This is a genomic window from Prescottella sp. D32, assembly GCF_037287305.1.
Classification (GTDB): Bacteria; Actinomycetota; Actinomycetes; order Mycobacteriales; family Mycobacteriaceae; genus Prescottella; species Prescottella equi.
In genome coordinates, this window is the sequence record NZ_JARBSW010000001.1 from 760,193 (window position 1) to 775,047 (window position 14,855).

The 14,855-nt window shown below is 68.9% G+C and carries 17 protein-coding genes; 11 read left to right on the top strand and 6 right to left on the bottom strand.

Annotated elements, in window-relative coordinates:
• Positions 1-6 precede the first annotated feature (6 nt).
• Positions 7-1,665, top strand: coding sequence for a class I adenylate-forming enzyme family protein (locus PSS76_RS03445; RefSeq protein ID WP_084968546.1), 1,659 nt, complete (start codon positions 7-9; stop codon positions 1,663-1,665).
• The gene (locus PSS76_RS03450) at positions 1,662-2,108 is read left to right on the top strand and encodes a hypothetical protein (RefSeq protein ID WP_084968545.1); all 447 of its coding nucleotides are present in this window, start codon (positions 1,662-1,664) and stop codon (positions 2,106-2,108) included. The genes PSS76_RS03445 and PSS76_RS03450 overlap by 4 nt, the downstream gene beginning before the upstream one ends.
• Here the strand turns inward: PSS76_RS03450 and PSS76_RS03455 are convergent.
• Together PSS76_RS03455 and PSS76_RS03460 are read right to left on the bottom strand one after the other, a co-directional pair.
• Entirely contained in the window at positions 2,063-2,947 is an 885-nt protein-coding gene (locus tag PSS76_RS03455) for an alpha/beta fold hydrolase (protein ID WP_064079046.1), read from the bottom strand. The genes PSS76_RS03450 and PSS76_RS03455 overlap by 46 nt on opposite strands.
• Before the next feature lie 213 nt (positions 2,948-3,160).
• The gene (locus PSS76_RS03460) at positions 3,161-3,406 is read right to left on the bottom strand and encodes a hypothetical protein (protein ID WP_037085946.1); all 246 of its coding nucleotides are present in this window, start codon (positions 3,404-3,406) and stop codon (positions 3,161-3,163) included.
• Positions 3,407-3,578: 172 nt separating this feature from the next.
• Between PSS76_RS03460 and PSS76_RS03465 the strand changes: the two genes are divergently transcribed.
• A complete protein-coding gene (locus PSS76_RS03465; RefSeq protein WP_005517376.1) occupies positions 3,579-3,983 on the top strand; it encodes a VOC family protein in 405 nt (134 codons plus the stop codon).
• Positions 3,984-4,004: 21 nt separating this feature from the next.
• On the opposite strand, the gene PSS76_RS03470 is transcribed toward PSS76_RS03465, so the two are convergent.
• Positions 4,005-4,994, bottom strand: a complete 990-nt coding sequence (locus tag PSS76_RS03470; RefSeq protein WP_041674453.1) for a sigma-70 family RNA polymerase sigma factor — start codon at positions 4,992-4,994, stop codon at positions 4,005-4,007.
• Between the two features lie 143 nt (positions 4,995-5,137).
• On the opposite strand from PSS76_RS03470, the gene shbA reads away from it, so the two are divergent.
• Positions 5,138-5,755, top strand: a complete 618-nt coding sequence (shbA, locus tag PSS76_RS03475; protein WP_064079044.1) for an RNA polymerase sigma factor ShbA — start codon at positions 5,138-5,140, stop codon at positions 5,753-5,755.
• Between the two features lie 4 nt (positions 5,756-5,759).
• Here the strand turns inward: shbA and PSS76_RS03480 are convergent, their stop codons facing one another.
• The gene (locus PSS76_RS03480; protein WP_064079043.1) at positions 5,760-6,380 is read right to left on the bottom strand and encodes an FHA domain-containing protein; all 621 of its coding nucleotides are present in this window, start codon (positions 6,378-6,380) and stop codon (positions 5,760-5,762) included.
• A gap of 105 nt (positions 6,381-6,485) precedes the next feature.
• On the opposite strand from PSS76_RS03480, the gene PSS76_RS03485 reads away from it, so the two are divergent.
• The 6 genes from PSS76_RS03485 (at position 6,486) to PSS76_RS03510 (ending at position 12,527) form a co-directional block, all read left to right on the top strand.
• A complete protein-coding gene (locus tag PSS76_RS03485; RefSeq protein WP_081185066.1) occupies positions 6,486-7,322 on the top strand; it encodes an alpha/beta hydrolase in 837 nt (278 codons plus the stop codon).
• A 14-nt stretch (positions 7,323-7,336) separates the two neighbouring features.
• Positions 7,337-8,314 (top strand): alpha/beta fold hydrolase, encoded by a 978-nt coding sequence (locus tag PSS76_RS03490; RefSeq protein WP_022598125.1) that lies wholly within the window; start codon positions 7,337-7,339, stop codon positions 8,312-8,314.
• Between the two features lie 100 nt (positions 8,315-8,414).
• On the top strand, positions 8,415-8,759 hold the full coding sequence (locus PSS76_RS03495; protein WP_081205963.1) for a YciI family protein: 345 nt from the start codon (positions 8,415-8,417) through the stop codon (positions 8,757-8,759).
• A 6-nt stretch (positions 8,760-8,765) separates the two neighbouring features.
• Positions 8,766-10,037: an RNA polymerase sigma factor gene (locus PSS76_RS03500; protein ID WP_022598123.1), complete on the top strand. Its 1,272-nt coding sequence runs from the start codon at positions 8,766-8,768 to the stop codon at positions 10,035-10,037.
• A 165-nt stretch (positions 10,038-10,202) separates the two neighbouring features.
• Positions 10,203-11,414, top strand: coding sequence for a PucR family transcriptional regulator (locus PSS76_RS03505; protein ID WP_084968544.1), 1,212 nt, complete (start codon positions 10,203-10,205; stop codon positions 11,412-11,414).
• Between the two features lie 72 nt (positions 11,415-11,486).
• Entirely contained in the window at positions 11,487-12,527 is a 1,041-nt protein-coding gene (locus PSS76_RS03510; RefSeq protein WP_237171027.1) for an MBL fold metallo-hydrolase, read from the top strand.
• Between the two features lie 7 nt (positions 12,528-12,534).
• On the opposite strand, the gene PSS76_RS03515 is transcribed toward PSS76_RS03510, so the two are convergent.
• Together PSS76_RS03515 and PSS76_RS03520 are read right to left on the bottom strand one after the other, a co-directional pair.
• Complete coding sequence (locus PSS76_RS03515; RefSeq protein WP_013417313.1) at positions 12,535-12,927, bottom strand: DUF5313 family protein; 393 nt, start codon at positions 12,925-12,927, stop codon at positions 12,535-12,537.
• Between the two features lie 35 nt (positions 12,928-12,962).
• A complete protein-coding gene (locus tag PSS76_RS03520) occupies positions 12,963-13,448 on the bottom strand; it encodes a MarR family winged helix-turn-helix transcriptional regulator (RefSeq protein WP_013417312.1) in 486 nt (161 codons plus the stop codon).
• A gap of 156 nt (positions 13,449-13,604) precedes the next feature.
• Here PSS76_RS03520 and PSS76_RS03525 point away from each other — a divergent pair, with 156 nt between their 5' ends.
• Entirely contained in the window at positions 13,605-14,849 is a 1,245-nt protein-coding gene (locus PSS76_RS03525) for an acyl-CoA dehydrogenase family protein (RefSeq protein WP_013417311.1), read from the top strand.
• Positions 14,850-14,855 lie beyond the last annotated feature (6 nt).

The following is a 14,855-nucleotide window of genomic DNA, read 5'->3' on the forward strand; positions in this document are numbered from 1 at the left end:
ATCGAGATGAGCCTCATCGACCCCGAGACGGTCGGCCGGTACGTGGAGTCCGGATGGTGGGGGACCGACCCGCTGCACAAGTTGGTGCGCGAACAGGCGGCGCGGACGCCGGACGCGGATGCCTACATCACGCCTTCTGCCCGGACCAGCTGGGCGACTTACGATTCCGTCGCCGACGACCTCGCGGCCACACTCGTGGCATTGGGCATCCCGGTCGGGGATCGGGTCGCGGTGCAGTTGCCGGACACGTTTCTCGTGCACGCGGCATTGGTCGCGACGGCACGCGCCGGCGTGGTGGCGGTCGGGATCGGCGCCCGCGCCGGCGACCGCGAGATCGCGCATCTCGTCCGCAAGACCGGTGCCCGGGCGCTCGTCACCCTCGACGCCCTCGCGGGCCGCTCGTCGTCGGTACTGGTGCGTGAGCTGCGCGACCTCGGGCTGCCACTGGCCTTCCACGTCGTGCTGTCGGACCGGGGTGTGCACGACGTCTTCGACGTCTCCGGTCCCACCGCGGTGCCGATCGTGCCGGGCCGGGCCGCACCGGCCGACGTGGACGGCCGCAGCTTCGGTCCCGACGACCTGAACCTGCTCAACTCCACATCGGGGACCACGGGTCTGCCGAAGTGTGTGACGCAGTTCGACAATCGGTGGATGGCGTTCAGCCGTCTGGCGATCGAGGCCGGACACCTGGACGGCGACGACGTGTTCTTCGGTGCGGTCCCGGCCCCGTTCGGGTTCGGGCTGTGGACGTCGCACTACGCGCCGGCGATGTCGGGCGTCCCCACGGTGGTACTGCCGAAGTTCGACGTGGAGACCATGATCCGGATGATCGAGCGGGAGCGGGTGACCGTACTGTGCTGCGTCAGCACCCAGTTCCGGATGCTGTTGAACTCGCCGCTCGCCGCGCAGGCGGACCTGTCGTCGCTGCGGGTGATGTTCACCGGCGGCGAGGCGGTGCCGGCGGATCGGGCTGCCGAGTTCGAGGACCGGACCGGGGCGTCCGTGCTGCAGTTCTTCGGGTCGAACGAGAGCGGGGCGTTCAGCGTCACCCGCGTCGAGGATTCCTTCGAACGCCGCATCGGTACCGCCGGACGGCTGATCCCGGAGATGCAGGTGCGCCTGTTCGACGAGGACGGCCGCGATGTGACCGCCACCGGCGGTCCCGGCCGACCCGCCGGTCGCGGACCGTTGACGTGCGCGGGCTACTACGACGACGCCGACGCCAACGCCGAGCTGTTCACGAAGGATGGCTGGATGTTGATGGGCGACCTGGTGACCGTCGACGCCGACGACTACCTCACGCCCGTGGGGCGGACGTCCGACATCATCATCCGCGGCGGCAAGAACATCTCGGCGCCGCAGGTGGAACAGGAGGTCGAGACCCATCCCGCGGTCGACCTGGCCGGTGTCGTCGCCGTCCCCGATCCGGTGTTCGGAGAGCGGGTGTGCGCGGTCGTGAGCCTGCGACCCGGCCGGGCACTGACCCTTGCCGACCTCGTCGAGCACCTGAGCGCCCGGGGAGTGTCGAAGGAGCTGTTCCCCGAGCACCTCGTCGTCGCCGACGCGTTGCCGCGCTCGTCCGGCGGCAAGCTCGCCAAGGGGGAGATCCGGGCGCTGGCACTCGAGTCGGTCGTCGAGGCCACCGTCCGTGCGAGTGCGCAGTGAATCCGGTCAAGACCGTCGACGTGTTCACGTGCCGCGAAGTGCTCCGGATCCGCGCGGGCGTCGAGCAGGCACCGGTCCCGGACGAACGGGCCGAGTACTACTGGTCCGAGTTGCTTAGGGACTGTTCCGAATTCGACGTTCTCGAGGCCACGTGGGCGCACTACCGGACCACGTCGAGGACGTTGTTGCCGGGAGACATCCTCGAGCGGGTCGGTGCCGTCGCCAGGAACCGGATCCGATCGTCCCGCCGGGTGTGTGAACGCCTGCTCCTGGACCGGGCGCTGCTCGGCTGGGACCCCGACCGGCTCGTCCGGTGGCACACGACGTTCACCGGCGAGATCGGTCGCGGCGCCGAGGCGGAGGCCGCGCGTGCGGTCGCCGACGCGTCGGTGTCCGATCATGCCGCACTGGACGCCGACGCGAGCGCGTACGCCGCGGGCTGACGGGCCGCGTGGTGCGCCGCCGCGCGGTCGACGAGCCGCACCAGCGCGTGCGCGACCTCGCACGCCTGGTCGAGGATCACCGAGTGTCCCGCGCCGCCGAGCCGAACCAGTTCGGCGGACGGGAGATTCGCGGCGATCGCGACGGAGTGCTCGAACGGCGTGACCATGTCGGAGGACCCGCCGAGGACCAGTGACGGAATCGCGGCCAGCCCCGCCAGGGATCGAGACTCGTCGAATCCGACGAGCGACCGCAGGAAGCCGTACATCGTCACCACCGACGTGGGGTTGTCGAGGACGAGACTGAGCAGGCGCTGACTCAGTCGCGGCAGGCGCTCGACCCCGAACTGGAACGCGGAGACGAGCGGGTGCCGCAGGAACCGGCCCAGGCCCGAGCGGGTGATGTCACCGGCTGCGGTCGACAGCAGACCCACCCCGGCGACCCGGGTACCCACGGCCTCCGGGTTCTGGCGCGCGTAGGCGAGGGCCGTCATCCCACCCATCGAATGACCGATCAGGACGATGGGGCCCGTCGGGACGACTTCCCGGATCACCGCGTCGAGGTCGCGTCCGAGTTGGTCGATCGTGTACGTGTGTGCGGGGGCGCTGCCCGATTCGCCGTGACCGCGATGGTCGTAGAAGACCATCCGGACCGCCGCACCCCACTCCCGCGTCAGGTGCGAGCGCAGTCGGGCCCACGAGTGGGTGTGCAGGCAGTGGCCGTGCACGAACACCGCGGTGACCGGGGCATCCACGGGCCCGTACTCGCGCACGGCGAGCGATACGCCGTCCTCGGACTGCACGACGTGACGACGGCTGCGGTCGTGAGTAGCGGACTTCATGGCGTCCTCCCGGTGTGGTGCCTTCCTGCTCCTTCCAATCTCGTCGTCCGGGGGTGCCGTCGACAGGCTCTCCGAGGTGGTCGTCGGGCCACCGAGGGGTGGTGTTCCCACCCCCTGGGGTCGGGCTCGGGTCGTGCTCGCGCGGAACATCGCCGGGTCGGGCGGCTCGACACGGCGGGTGGGGCCTTCCCGTACGGGATCGGGCCCCGCGGATCAGGCCGACTGTTGCTCGGCCCAGTCCTTCGCGATCTCGGGATACCCGGCCGCGATCTCGTCCACGCGTGCGGGCGTCGCGGATTCCAACTCGGCCCGATGCCGCTGTGCCTCGGCGAGAGATCCCGTGAAGCCGTTGGCCGTGGGTACCGGTGACGGCTCCTCCTCGGTGGGCGCCTGCAGTTCCAGCGCGTGGATGAGTCCGTCGAGTCGACTCGCCACGAAGTGTCGCTTGTCCTCACTCATGAATCCATGACACCACCGCGCCGCGCGCGTGCCTAGCCCCTCCGCGATCTCGATGACGGACGGCCGCGATGAGTTTTCGGTGCGGCGGTGGTCTGTCATCTGTGCGGGCCCCGAACGGGCCCGGCCTCGACCCCCACTGCGAACAGACCAACCGCGAACAAAGGAGAGCCCCATGTCCCGTCTGATCTTCGTCAACCTGCCGGTCGAGGACGTCGCCGCGAGCCGGTCCTTCTTCGGTGGCCTCGGCTTCGAGTTCAACGAGCAGTTCTGCGACGGAAGCACCGCCTGCATGGCGATCAACGACTCGGCGTGGATCATGATGCTGCAGAAGGACCGCTTCCGCGACTTCATCGCCGACGACATCTGCGACACGTCGAAGAGCCGCGAGGTGCTCACCTGTATCTCCGCGGACAGCCGCGACGGCGTGGACGCGCTCGTGGATGCCGCCATCGCGGCCGGTGGCAGCAAGTGGATGGACCCGCAGGATCACGGCTTCATGTACGGCCGGTCGTTCCGCGATCTCGACAACCACGTGTGGGAGGTCATGTGGATGGATCCGGCAGCCGCCGGTCAGTGATGCCGACGACCGCGGGGGTCGTCAGAGTTGCGGTGGCAGCCCGAACCTCTCGAACAGGTCGACGTCGAAGAAACACGTGACGTGGGCGACCCCGCGCTCGGTGATGTCGAGGACGTGCAGTTGGAACGGGCGGTGCACGCCGTCCGGTTCCCGCATGTACAGGCCGAGCGCGGGCTGGCCGTTGCCCGACGCCGGCAGCAGTCGCATGTCGCCCGGGCCCTCCGACGGGCACTTCTCCTTGATGAGCCGGGCGATGTCGGCGCCGCCGACGTACCAGCCGACGAACGGGGGCATCTCCCACACCGCGTCCTGCGTGAACAGGTCCACCAGGCCGTCGATGTCGTAGCGTTCGAACCCGTCGACGTACCGGCGCAGCAACTCGCGGGCGTCGTCGGACTCCGGTTCCACCAGTGCGTCCGGGTTGGGTGTGGCCTCGGAGAGCTGTGCCCGTGCGCGCTGCAGCAGGCTGTTGACCGCTGCGGTGGACGTGCCCAGCGCCTCGGCCACCTCGGCGGCCTTCCACTGCAGAACGTCGCGCAGGACCAGTACCGCTCGCTGCCGGGCCGACAGGTGCTGCAGGGCGGCGACGAACGCCAACCGCACCGACTCGCGGGCGGCCACCACCGTCGCGGGATCGTCCGCACCCCACCCGGAATCGCCCCACACCATCGAATCCGGGATCGGCTCCAGCCACGGCACTTCGCGGCGCTCGATCAGTTCGTCCGAGGGGTCCGAACTGGGTGCCCCCAGGCCGGTGGGCAGGGGCCGGCGCTCGCGGCCCTCGAGGGCCGTCAGGCACGTGTTGGTGGCGATCCGGTGCAGCCACGTTCGCACGGACGAGCGGCCGTCGAACTTGCCGTAGCCGCGCCACGCACGCACCATCGTCTCCTGCAGCAGGTCCTCCGCGTCGTGGATCGAGCCCATCATGCGGTAGCAGTGCGCAAGTAGTTCGCGCCGGTAAGGATCAGCGGCAGTGAGGAACTGGTCGTCGAGACTCTGCTCTACGGTCATGTCCGGAACCCTAGTTGCGGAGTCCGACAAGCGGAACAGGGTGCGCGACCGCCACCCGAGGGTGCCTGTCGGGGGCAGCGCTCCCCGCAGAGGATCGAAGACGTGGGACGGCCGACCGCGCCGTCCGCGTTGGGAGATTCGAGATGCGTGCACACGCTCCGACCGCGACGTCGACGAACGAGATGACCGCCGAACGTGCCCGCGAGGTACTGCAGGAGTGGGTACCGGACGCCGTGGCCGGCGACCCCCGGGCGCGCGAGCGAGTGCTCGCGATCGTCTACCCACTGGTGCGCCGGTACTGTTTCGCCCGGCTCGGCCGCGGGGCCCTGCAGTCCGTCGCCGAGGACGTCTCCCACGAGGCGTGCGTCGCCCTGATGACCGCCCTGCCTCGCTACTGCGACCGCGGAGCGTCGTTCCTGACGTACGTCTACGCGATCGCGGGTCACAAGGTGATCGACGCCCGACGCGCCGCCGGAAGGGCATGCGCGCCCATCGAGGACGCGGGCGAGGTGGTGTGCCCCGAGGCCGGGCCGGAGGAACGTGCGATCGCCGGTGAGCGGGGGACGTGGGCACGCAGCCTCGTCGAGACCCTGCCGCCGCGGCACCGGGACATCCTCGTCATGCGCCTGGTGCGCGGTATGTCGGCCACCGAGACCGCCGCCGCCCTCGGCACCACCCCCGGGGCGGTGCGCATCGCACAGCATCGTGCGCTCACCCGGTTGCGCGCGCAGGTGCGGCCGGACGTGCGGGCCGCGGCCTGACCGGTCACAGATCGTGTTCGGTGATGACCCCGCTGTGCAGCGCCTTCTCGACCAGGCGCAACCGCTTCTGGTTCTGCGGCAGGTTCTCGACACCGAACTTCGCGAACAGCGCACGCAGGTGCGTCTTGACGGCGTCGACGCTGAGGAACACCTCGTCGGCGACCTGCTGATTGGACGCGGGATTCGCGAACGCCGCGTTGTGCTTGTACGGACGGCACAGCGCGATCAGGATCTCCCGCTGCGTCCTGGTGAGCGACCGTACCGTCGGGATGCCCGCGGCCACCCGGGTGGGCTCGCCGCCCTGACGCGCGAGGTCGCGGAACACGAACGCCGAGTTGCCGATCCGGATGCTGTCGCCGTTCCGTAGGCGCCGGCGTCCCGAGATGCGCTCACCGTTGACGAACGTGCCGTTGCGGGACAGGCCGTCGTCGACGATGGTCCAGTCCGTGCCGATCCACTCGAGTGTCGCGTGCAGGCGCGACACCTCGGGGTCGTCGGCCAGCGAGACGTCGGCGTCCGACGATCGGCCCACCGTCACGCGCGGGCTGTCGACGGACAGTGTCACCTCCCGGGCGTGCCCGGTCTCGTCGGTGTACCTCAGGAACGGGGCATCGGTGGTACTCATCGCGACTCCTGTCGGCCACCTTCATCGTCCCGCCGCGCGATCGGGCTGACAAGCGCCCGGCGACAAGCGCCCCACGACGCCGTCCGCCCACCTAAACTCGCTTTCGTGCAGCACACAGAGTCGGAATTCGCCGGGGTGCACGGCACCCGCATCGTGTACGACGTCTGGCGTCCGGACGGTCCGCCGTCGGGCATACTCCTGCTCGCGCACGGTCTGGGCGAACACGCGCGTCGCTACGACCATGTCGTCGAACGCTTGGTGGGGCTCGGTCTCGTCGTCTACGCGCCGGACCACCGCGGGCACGGCCGCTCCGGTGGCAAGCGGATCGAGTTGCACGACTGGTCGGAGTTCCTCGACGACCTGCACCGGTTGTCGGCCGTCGCGATCGCCGAGAATCCGGGCCTGCAACGATTCCTGCTGGGACACAGCATGGGCGGCGCGATCGCGCTGTCGTACGCGCTCGACCACCAGGACGAATTGTCGGGTCTGATCCTGTCGGCGCCGGCCGTGGACGTCGTGGGCGGCAAGCCGCGGGTGGTGATCGAGATCGGCAAGATCCTCGGTCGGTTCGCACCCGGAATACCCGTCGAGACCCTCGACGCGAAGTCGGTCTCCCGCGATCCCGCGGTGGTCGCGGCGTACGAGTCCGACCCTCTCGTCCATCACGGAAAGGTCAAGGCGGGCATCGCGCGGGGGATGATTCTGGCCGCCGAGAGCTTCCCGGCTCGGTTGCCGTCGCTGACCATTCCGGTCCTGCTGCTCCACGGCACCGAGGATCGCCTGGCCGACGTCTCCGGTAGCCGGATGATCGCGGCCCACGCCGGATCGAAAGATCTGACGTTGAAGACGTACGACGGCCTGTTCCACGAGGTTTTCAACGAACCCGAGCAGGAGAAGGTGCTCGACGATCTCGTCGATTGGCTCCGCCCGCGCCTGGAGTGACTTAATATTCCGGAATGACCGATCCTGCAACGACACTCACGCACCGGACGGTACGCGTCGGGGACCTCGACATGCACATCGCCGAGCAGGGCGAGGGCGACCCGATCGTGCTGTGTCACGGCTTCCCGGGACTCTGGTACAGCTGGCGGCACCAACTGTCGGCGCTGTCCGCGGCCGGCTACCGGGTGATCGCCCCCGACATGCGCGGTTACGGACGCACCGACGTGCCCTCCGATCCTCGCGAGTACGACCGCCGGCACACCGTCGACGACATGGTCGGCCTGCTCGACGCGCTCGGCATCGAGCAGGCGGTGTTCTCGGGCCACGACTTCGGCGCGCAACTGGTGTGGGACCTGCCGAACTGGGCGCCGGGACGCGTCCGCGCCCTGATGCAGTTGAGCGTGCCGCGAATGCCACGGTCGCCGGTCCGGCCCACCGACGGCTTCCGGTACATGTCGTCGCAGCACTTCGTGCACCTGCACTACTTCCAGGAGTACGGCCCGGCCGACCGCGAACTCGGCGACCACCCGCGCGAGTTCTTGTCCAAGATCTTCCACGCGCTCAGCGGAGCGAACCGTTACCTCGACTGCTGGGACTTCCCGTCCGAGGGCAACGGCTACCTCGACGTGCTGCCCGAACCTCCGGCGTTGCCGTGGCCGTGGCTCAGCGAGGACGAATTCGGCTACTACGTGGACGAGTTCACGCGCACCGGCTTCACGGGCGGCCTCAACTGGTACCGGGCCGACGACTACGTGTGGGAGCAGAACGAGGAACTGCACGGCCGTCCCGTCACCGTCCCGACCACGTTCATCGCCGGCGCGAAGGATCCGGTGCTCGAGATGATGGGGGAGAATCCGTTCGAGACGATGGCCGCGATGGTGCCCGGCCTGCGCTCGACCCACGTGATCCCCGACGTCGGGCATTTCGTGCAGATGGAGGCAGCCGACCAGGTCAACACCGCGATGCTCGAGTTCCTCCGCGGGCTCGACTGACGGCGCGAAAGAAAGTTCACCCGCGCTGTCCTTTCGGGGCCACCTCGTTCGTCGTCATGGTGTACCGCAACAATGAGCACCTCTCGAGGAGGAACCGATCATGAAGTACCTGCTGCTGATCAACGCCGAGTCCGCCGACGCCACGAGCGACTGCACGCCCGAGGACTGGATGGTCTACGACAAGGAGGTCAAGGACGCCGGGATCTTCGTCTCGGGTGAGTCGCTGGCCGACCTCGTCACCGCCACCAGCATCCAGGTGGGGGACGACGGCACCCGCACCGTCACCACCGACGGGCCGTTCGCCGAGGCCCGTGAGGTGCTGGGCGGCTTCTACGTGATCGACGTGCCGGACCTCGATGTCGCGCTCGACTGGGCGGCCCGCTGTCCCGGCTCGCGCGGCGGCGGCCGGATCGTGGTGCGCCCCATCGCCGGCTTCGGCAACTGACGTCCGATGGTCAGCGGGAGCGGTGGCCGCGCGACCGACGCGGAGACGTCCGTCGAGGCGGTCTTCCGGGAGGAGCGCGGCCGCCTGCTCGCCGCTCTGGTGAGCAGGTTCGGCGACCTCGATCTGGCGGAGGAAGCCACGTCGGAGGCGATCGAGGCCGCGCTGCGGCGCTGGCCGGTGGACGGCGTGCCGTCCAAGCCGGGGGCCTGGCTGCTGACCACGGCGCGGCGCCGGGCCGTGGACCGTCTGCGGCGTGATCAGGTGCTCGCGGCGCGGATCGCGGTGCTGCAGGTGGAGGCGGATCGCGCCGATCCCGCCCCTGCTGCGGACGTGGGCGGCGAGTTGCCCGACGAGCGGCTCCAGTTGTTCTTCACGTGCGCGCACCCCGCGCTGCCGGCCGAGGACCGCACGGCGCTGACCCTGCGCTGTCTGGCAGGGCTCACGACGTCCGAGGTGGCCCGGGCCTTCCTCGTCCCGACCGCGACGATGGCGAAGCGGATCACGCGGGCCAAGAAACGGATCCACGATCTGCGGATCCCGTTCCGGGTGCCGGACGCCGACGAGCTGCCGCAGCGGCTACCCGGTGTCCTGCAGGTGCTGTACGCGATCTTCACCGAGGGCTACGCCGCCAGTACCGGACCACGGTTGCAGCGACTCGACGTCGCCGAGGAGGCAATCCGGTTGACCCGTGTTCTGCACCGCCTGCTGCCCGGCGAACGCGAGATCGCCGGGCTCCTCGCACTGATGCTGCTGGTGCACGCCCGCCGCGGCGCCCGCACCGGTCCGGGCGGCGAAATGGTGCTCTTGGAGGATCAGGACCGCGCGGTGTGGGACCGGCCGCTGATCGAGGAAGGTAGTGCGCTGGTGCTGGTGTCGCTCACGGGCGGCCCACCCGGCGCATACGGGGTGCAGGCCGCCATTGCGGCATTGCACGACGAGGCACCCGACGTCGCGAGCACCGACTGGCCGCAGATCGTCGCCCTGTACGACGTGCTGCTCCGGTTGGTGCCGTCGCCGGTGGTGGCGATGAGTCGTGCAGTTGCGGTCGCGATGCGGGACGGTCCGGCGGCGGGGCTCGCCCTGCTGGACGAACTCTCCGAGGAACCGCAATTGCGGGCGCACCATCCGTATGTCGCAGCGCGGGCCGAGTTGCTGGCGCGCCTCGGAAGGCGGGAGGAGGCGGCCGCGGAGTACCGGCGCGCACTGGACCTGGTCGGGACCGACCCGGAGCGCGATCACCTGCGAAACAGGCTGCAGGCGACGACGGATCGGGCCTAGCGCGGCCCGTGGGTGCTCGGTGGGGTGAACCGCGGGTGGCGGCCGGCGCCGATCTCCACAATCCCAGTGCGGCGACGCGAGATATGTTCGGTTTCGGCGATTTTCGGTGGGGACGGCCCCTCCGGATGCGCTACTCGCCGGCGGTCGGCGGCGTATGGTTCGGGCATGCCGTCGGATGACGAGCTCAGGCGCGGCGCACCGAGCGCCGCGGTGCTCGCGATCCTGGACCGGCTCGACGTCCGGTTCGACGCACTGGAGCGTAGGCGGTGCTCGGCGGACCCGGGATACTCGTTCCATCCGGAGTTGTTGCAACGCAGCACCCTTCGGTTCTTCCGAATTGCCTCGCGGGCGATCCGGGAGAACCGGACGTTCACCGCCGACGAACTGCTACCGGTCCGTGAGGGTGCCGTTCAGGCAGCGGTGGACGGGGCGTCCTTGTCGGCTGTGCTGCACAGTTGGTACCGGTTCGGCCGAATCCTCCTGGACGAGTGTCGTGCCGCGGCCGCGGGTGAGCGCGCCGCGGCGTTGGTCGACATCGCGGACGGCGTCCTGCGGCTGCAGGAGGTGGTCACGCGCACGGTCGTGGATTCGTACGAGTGCGAGCGGGTGGCGCTCGAGGGCGACGAGCAGCCGTCGCGCGAGTTGCTGGCCAGACTGCTGCTGGCGGGCCAGGACGCGGACCCTACGGCGCGCTGGTGCGGCATCGAACTGGCCGACGAGTACTCGGTACTAGCTCTGTCCGGCGGCGACGTGGAGACGGACGCGAAGGCGTGGCGGACCAGGGAGGCGCGCACGGTCCGGGTGCTCGATGCGGTCGGCACACCGCCGACGCTTGCCATCGTGGAACCCGATTCGGCCACGGTGCTCGTCCCGAGACGTCCCGGCGCGGAAACCGACTGGTTCCGGCTGGCGGTAGATCTGACCTCGGCGGTGGGTGAGGTGGTCGGATCCGCCGTGACCGGGGCGGTGTCCGGTCCGGTCAAACGCCGCGAACTCGCGGGGGCGGGGGCGCTGGCACGCGAACTCGTCGAACTGGCGCGCCGGATGGGCCGGGAGCCGGCGGTGTATCAGCTGAAGGACCTTGCGTTGCCGTTCCAGCTGTCGCGGACCACCGCCGGACACCACTACCTGGGAGACTGTCTACTGCCGTTGGATCCTTTCCCCGAACTGATGGAGACGCTCGATGTCTATCTCCATCACGACCTCGACCGTGGGCGGACGGCGCGCGCTCTCGGCATCCACCCGAACACGGTCAACAACCGGCTGGGTCGGATCCGCGATCTCGTCGGTCTCGACCCCAACTGTTATGAGGGAATCATGACGCTGGGATCTGCGCTCGAGGCGCGTCGTGCGGGCGGCGGGACGTCCGCGTACTGAACCCGTCTCCGGGCCGTCTCGCTCAGCGGTTCGGGCGGATCGAGACGGATCCGCCCGTGGCATGTTCGAGACGTGGATTTGCGTAGTAGTGCTCCGACGGCAGCCGGGCCGGACTCGGTGCCGCACTGGACGGCTCCTGGTTCGTACGAGATCTCGCCCGGCGTGTTCCGCATCCCGTTGCCTCTACCGGAGGGGCCGCCGGCGATCAACGTGTATGCGGTCGCCGACGGCGACGACGTCGTTCTGATCGACTCGGGATGGGCCACCGAGGACGGGGAGCGTCACCTGGTGCAGGGGCTCGAACGCATCGGGTTCGAGCCGAGCGGGATCAGCCGGTTCCTCATCACGCACTGGCACACCGACCACTACTCGCAGGCGCTCGAGGTTCGCCGACGGCACGGCACGCCCATCAGTCTCGGCGTCGGCGAGCGGGCGACGGTCGAGTGGCACGCGGCCGGCGCAGAGGCGGCGCGAGTGTCGTCCGGCACGGCCGCCACCCTGGCGCGGGCGGGCGCACACGACATGATCGCGATGATGCACGGTGTCCCCGACGTGGGGGTGGAGTTGCCGGACCACTGGCTCGAGGGCAACCCGCGGATCGTGCTGCGGAACCGAACTCTCGTTGCGATCCCCACCCCGGGGCACACGAACGGGCACTACTCGTTCTGGGATCCGGGGGCCCGGTTGTTCTTCACCGGCGACCACGTCCTTCCCCGAATCACGCCGTGGATCGGGCTCGAGACCGCGGCGGGCCGATTGCCGCTGGGCGACTATCTCGCCTCGCTGCTACTGGTCCAGACGATGCCCGACGCTCAGTTGCTGCCCGCACACGGTCCGACGCTGCCGAGCGCGGCCACACGTGCTCGGCAGCTCATCGATCACCATCACGGCCGTCTGGACCGCACCCTCGACGCCGTGTCGTCGCACGGGGTCACGGCGATCGACGTGGCGCACCGGTTGCGCTGGACGCGACGTGACCAGAGGTTGGGTGACCTTCCCGCACCGCTGCGGCCGTATGCGGTCATCGAAACCGTTGCGCACCTGGACGTTCTGGTCGACCGTGGTGCGGTGCAGGTGGTCGAATCCGACGGCGTCGCGCTGTACAGCAGATGAGGACGCCTCAGAACGCGTGGGGGTGCGCCTTCTCGTACGCGGCCTTCTCGGCGTTGTGGCGCGCGACCTTCTTGGGGTTCTCCAGGTCGGGGTTCAAGCCGTGCTTCTCGAGCCGGCGACGACGGTTCTGCTCCATGTAGGCCGCGGAGAAGAACAACGCCAGGAAGACGCCGAGGAGCACCATCGATCCCCGCAGCCACACCGGGCCGGGGAACAGGAAGAACGCCGCGAAGATCGGCAGGAATGGCACCATGCTGCGAATCATGTGCCGCGGCACTGCCCAATCGCCGATGAGGTCGTTGCGGACCCAATCCTGCATCGAGTCGGGAAGCTTGCGGCCGCACGCGTATGCGATCCACTGGAACGGGTTGGGGCGCTTGGCTTTCGAACGTGGTGACATGTCCTGAATACCTGTACCTGTCTGGAGGGGGCGGTTCACTCGTGCAGGGCGCCGGCGCGCAGGGCCGCCGCATTGACTCGAGTGAGGACGGAGTGGAGTTCTTCGAGTTCGGCGAGGCTCACACCGAGTCGCTGCACGACGGCGCCGGGGATGCGTTCGGCCTGGGTGCGCAGGGCCTTCCCGGCTTCGGTGAGTTCGACGACCAGTTGGCGCTCGTCGGCGGCGCTGCGGGTGCGCGTGATGAGGCCGCCGGACTCGAGTCGCTTGAGCAACGGGGAAAGCGTGGGCGAATCGAGTTGCAGCGCCTGCCCGATCTCCTTCACCGACATGGGTGCGCGGCCCCACAGTGCGAGCATCACGAGGTACTGCGGGTGCGTCAGGCCCATCGGCTCGAGAAGGGGGCGGTAGACCGACAGCACTGCGCGGTTGGCAACCGCGAGGGCGAAGCACACCTGGCGATCGAGAGCCAGGGGATCGACGTCGCCCCAGTCGACATCCTGCTCGGGGAGGGTCGTGGTCATGGAATGAAGCATACACGATTAAGTCGTGCACTAACTAAATGGCCGCGGGGTGGACAAAAGAGAACGCGTTCTATATGTGTGGATGTGGCGGCCGCCACGGGGTGGCCCGGTCTGTCATGCAGGCCACACCGAGAGCGCACCGACTGGAGTTCCCACATGTACGAGTGGTCAGACACCGACCTGATGTTCCGCGACGCACTGCGTGGCTTCATCGACAAGGAGATCAAGCCGCACGTCGACAAGCTCGAGACCGGTGAGCTGCCTCCGTACGACATCATCCGCAAGATGTACGCCACCTTCGGCATGGACGAGATGGCCAGCGAGGCGCTCGAGAAGTCGTTCGCGAAGGAGGAGGCGAAGGAGCGCGGCGAAGCGCCCGCCGACTCCGACGAGAAGTCCGGCGGATTCAGCGGCGCGGGCAGCATGGGCGTCATCCTCAACAGCGAGATCGCGGGCGTGAGCCTCGGTCTGGTGGCGTCGATGGGTGTCAGCATCGGCCTCACCGCCGGCACGCTCCGCAGCCGCGGCACGCTGGCCCAGAAGAAGCGCTGGCTGCCGGGCCTGGTCACGATGGAGAAGGTGGGCGCGTGGGCCATCACCGAGCCCGACTCCGGTTCCGACGCGTTCGGCGGCATGAAGTCCTACGTCCGCCGCGACGGTGACGACTACATCCTCAACGGGCAGAAGACGTTCATCACCAACGGCCCGTACGCCGACGTCACCATCGTGTACGCCAAGCTCGACGAGGGCGACGCCTCCGTCGACCGCCGCGACCGCAAGGTTCTCGGCTTCGTGCTCGAGAAGGGCATGGAGGGTTTCACGCAGAGCCCGCCGTTCAAGAAGATGGGCATGAACTCCTCGCCCACCGGCGAACTGTTCTTCGACAACGTCCGGATCTCCAAGGATCGACTCCTCGGCGAGACCGAGAACCCGGCCAAGGGTGACGGCAAGGAGAGCGCGAAGGAGTCGTTCGCGGCCGAGCGCATCGGTATCGCCTCGCTCGCGCTGGGCATCATCAACGAGTGCCAGCGGCTGTCCATCGACTACGCCAAGAACCGCAAGCTCTGGGGCAAGGAGATCGCCCAGTTCCAGCTCATCCAGCTCAAGCTGGCCGAGATGGAAGTCGCGCGCCTGAACGTACAGAACATGCTGTTCAATGCCATCGAGCGCAGCAACTCCGGCTCTCCGCTCAGCCTCGCCGAGGCGTCGGCGATGAAGCTGTACTCGTCGCGGGCCGCCACCGAGGTCGCGATGGAGGCCGTCCAGCTCTTCGGCGGCAACGGCTACATGGCCGAGTACAAGGTGGAGCAGCTCGCGCGCGACGCCAAGTCGCTCATGATCTACGCCGGTTCCAACGAGATCCAGGTGACCCACATCGCGAAGGGCCTGCTGGGCAAGTGATCTCGG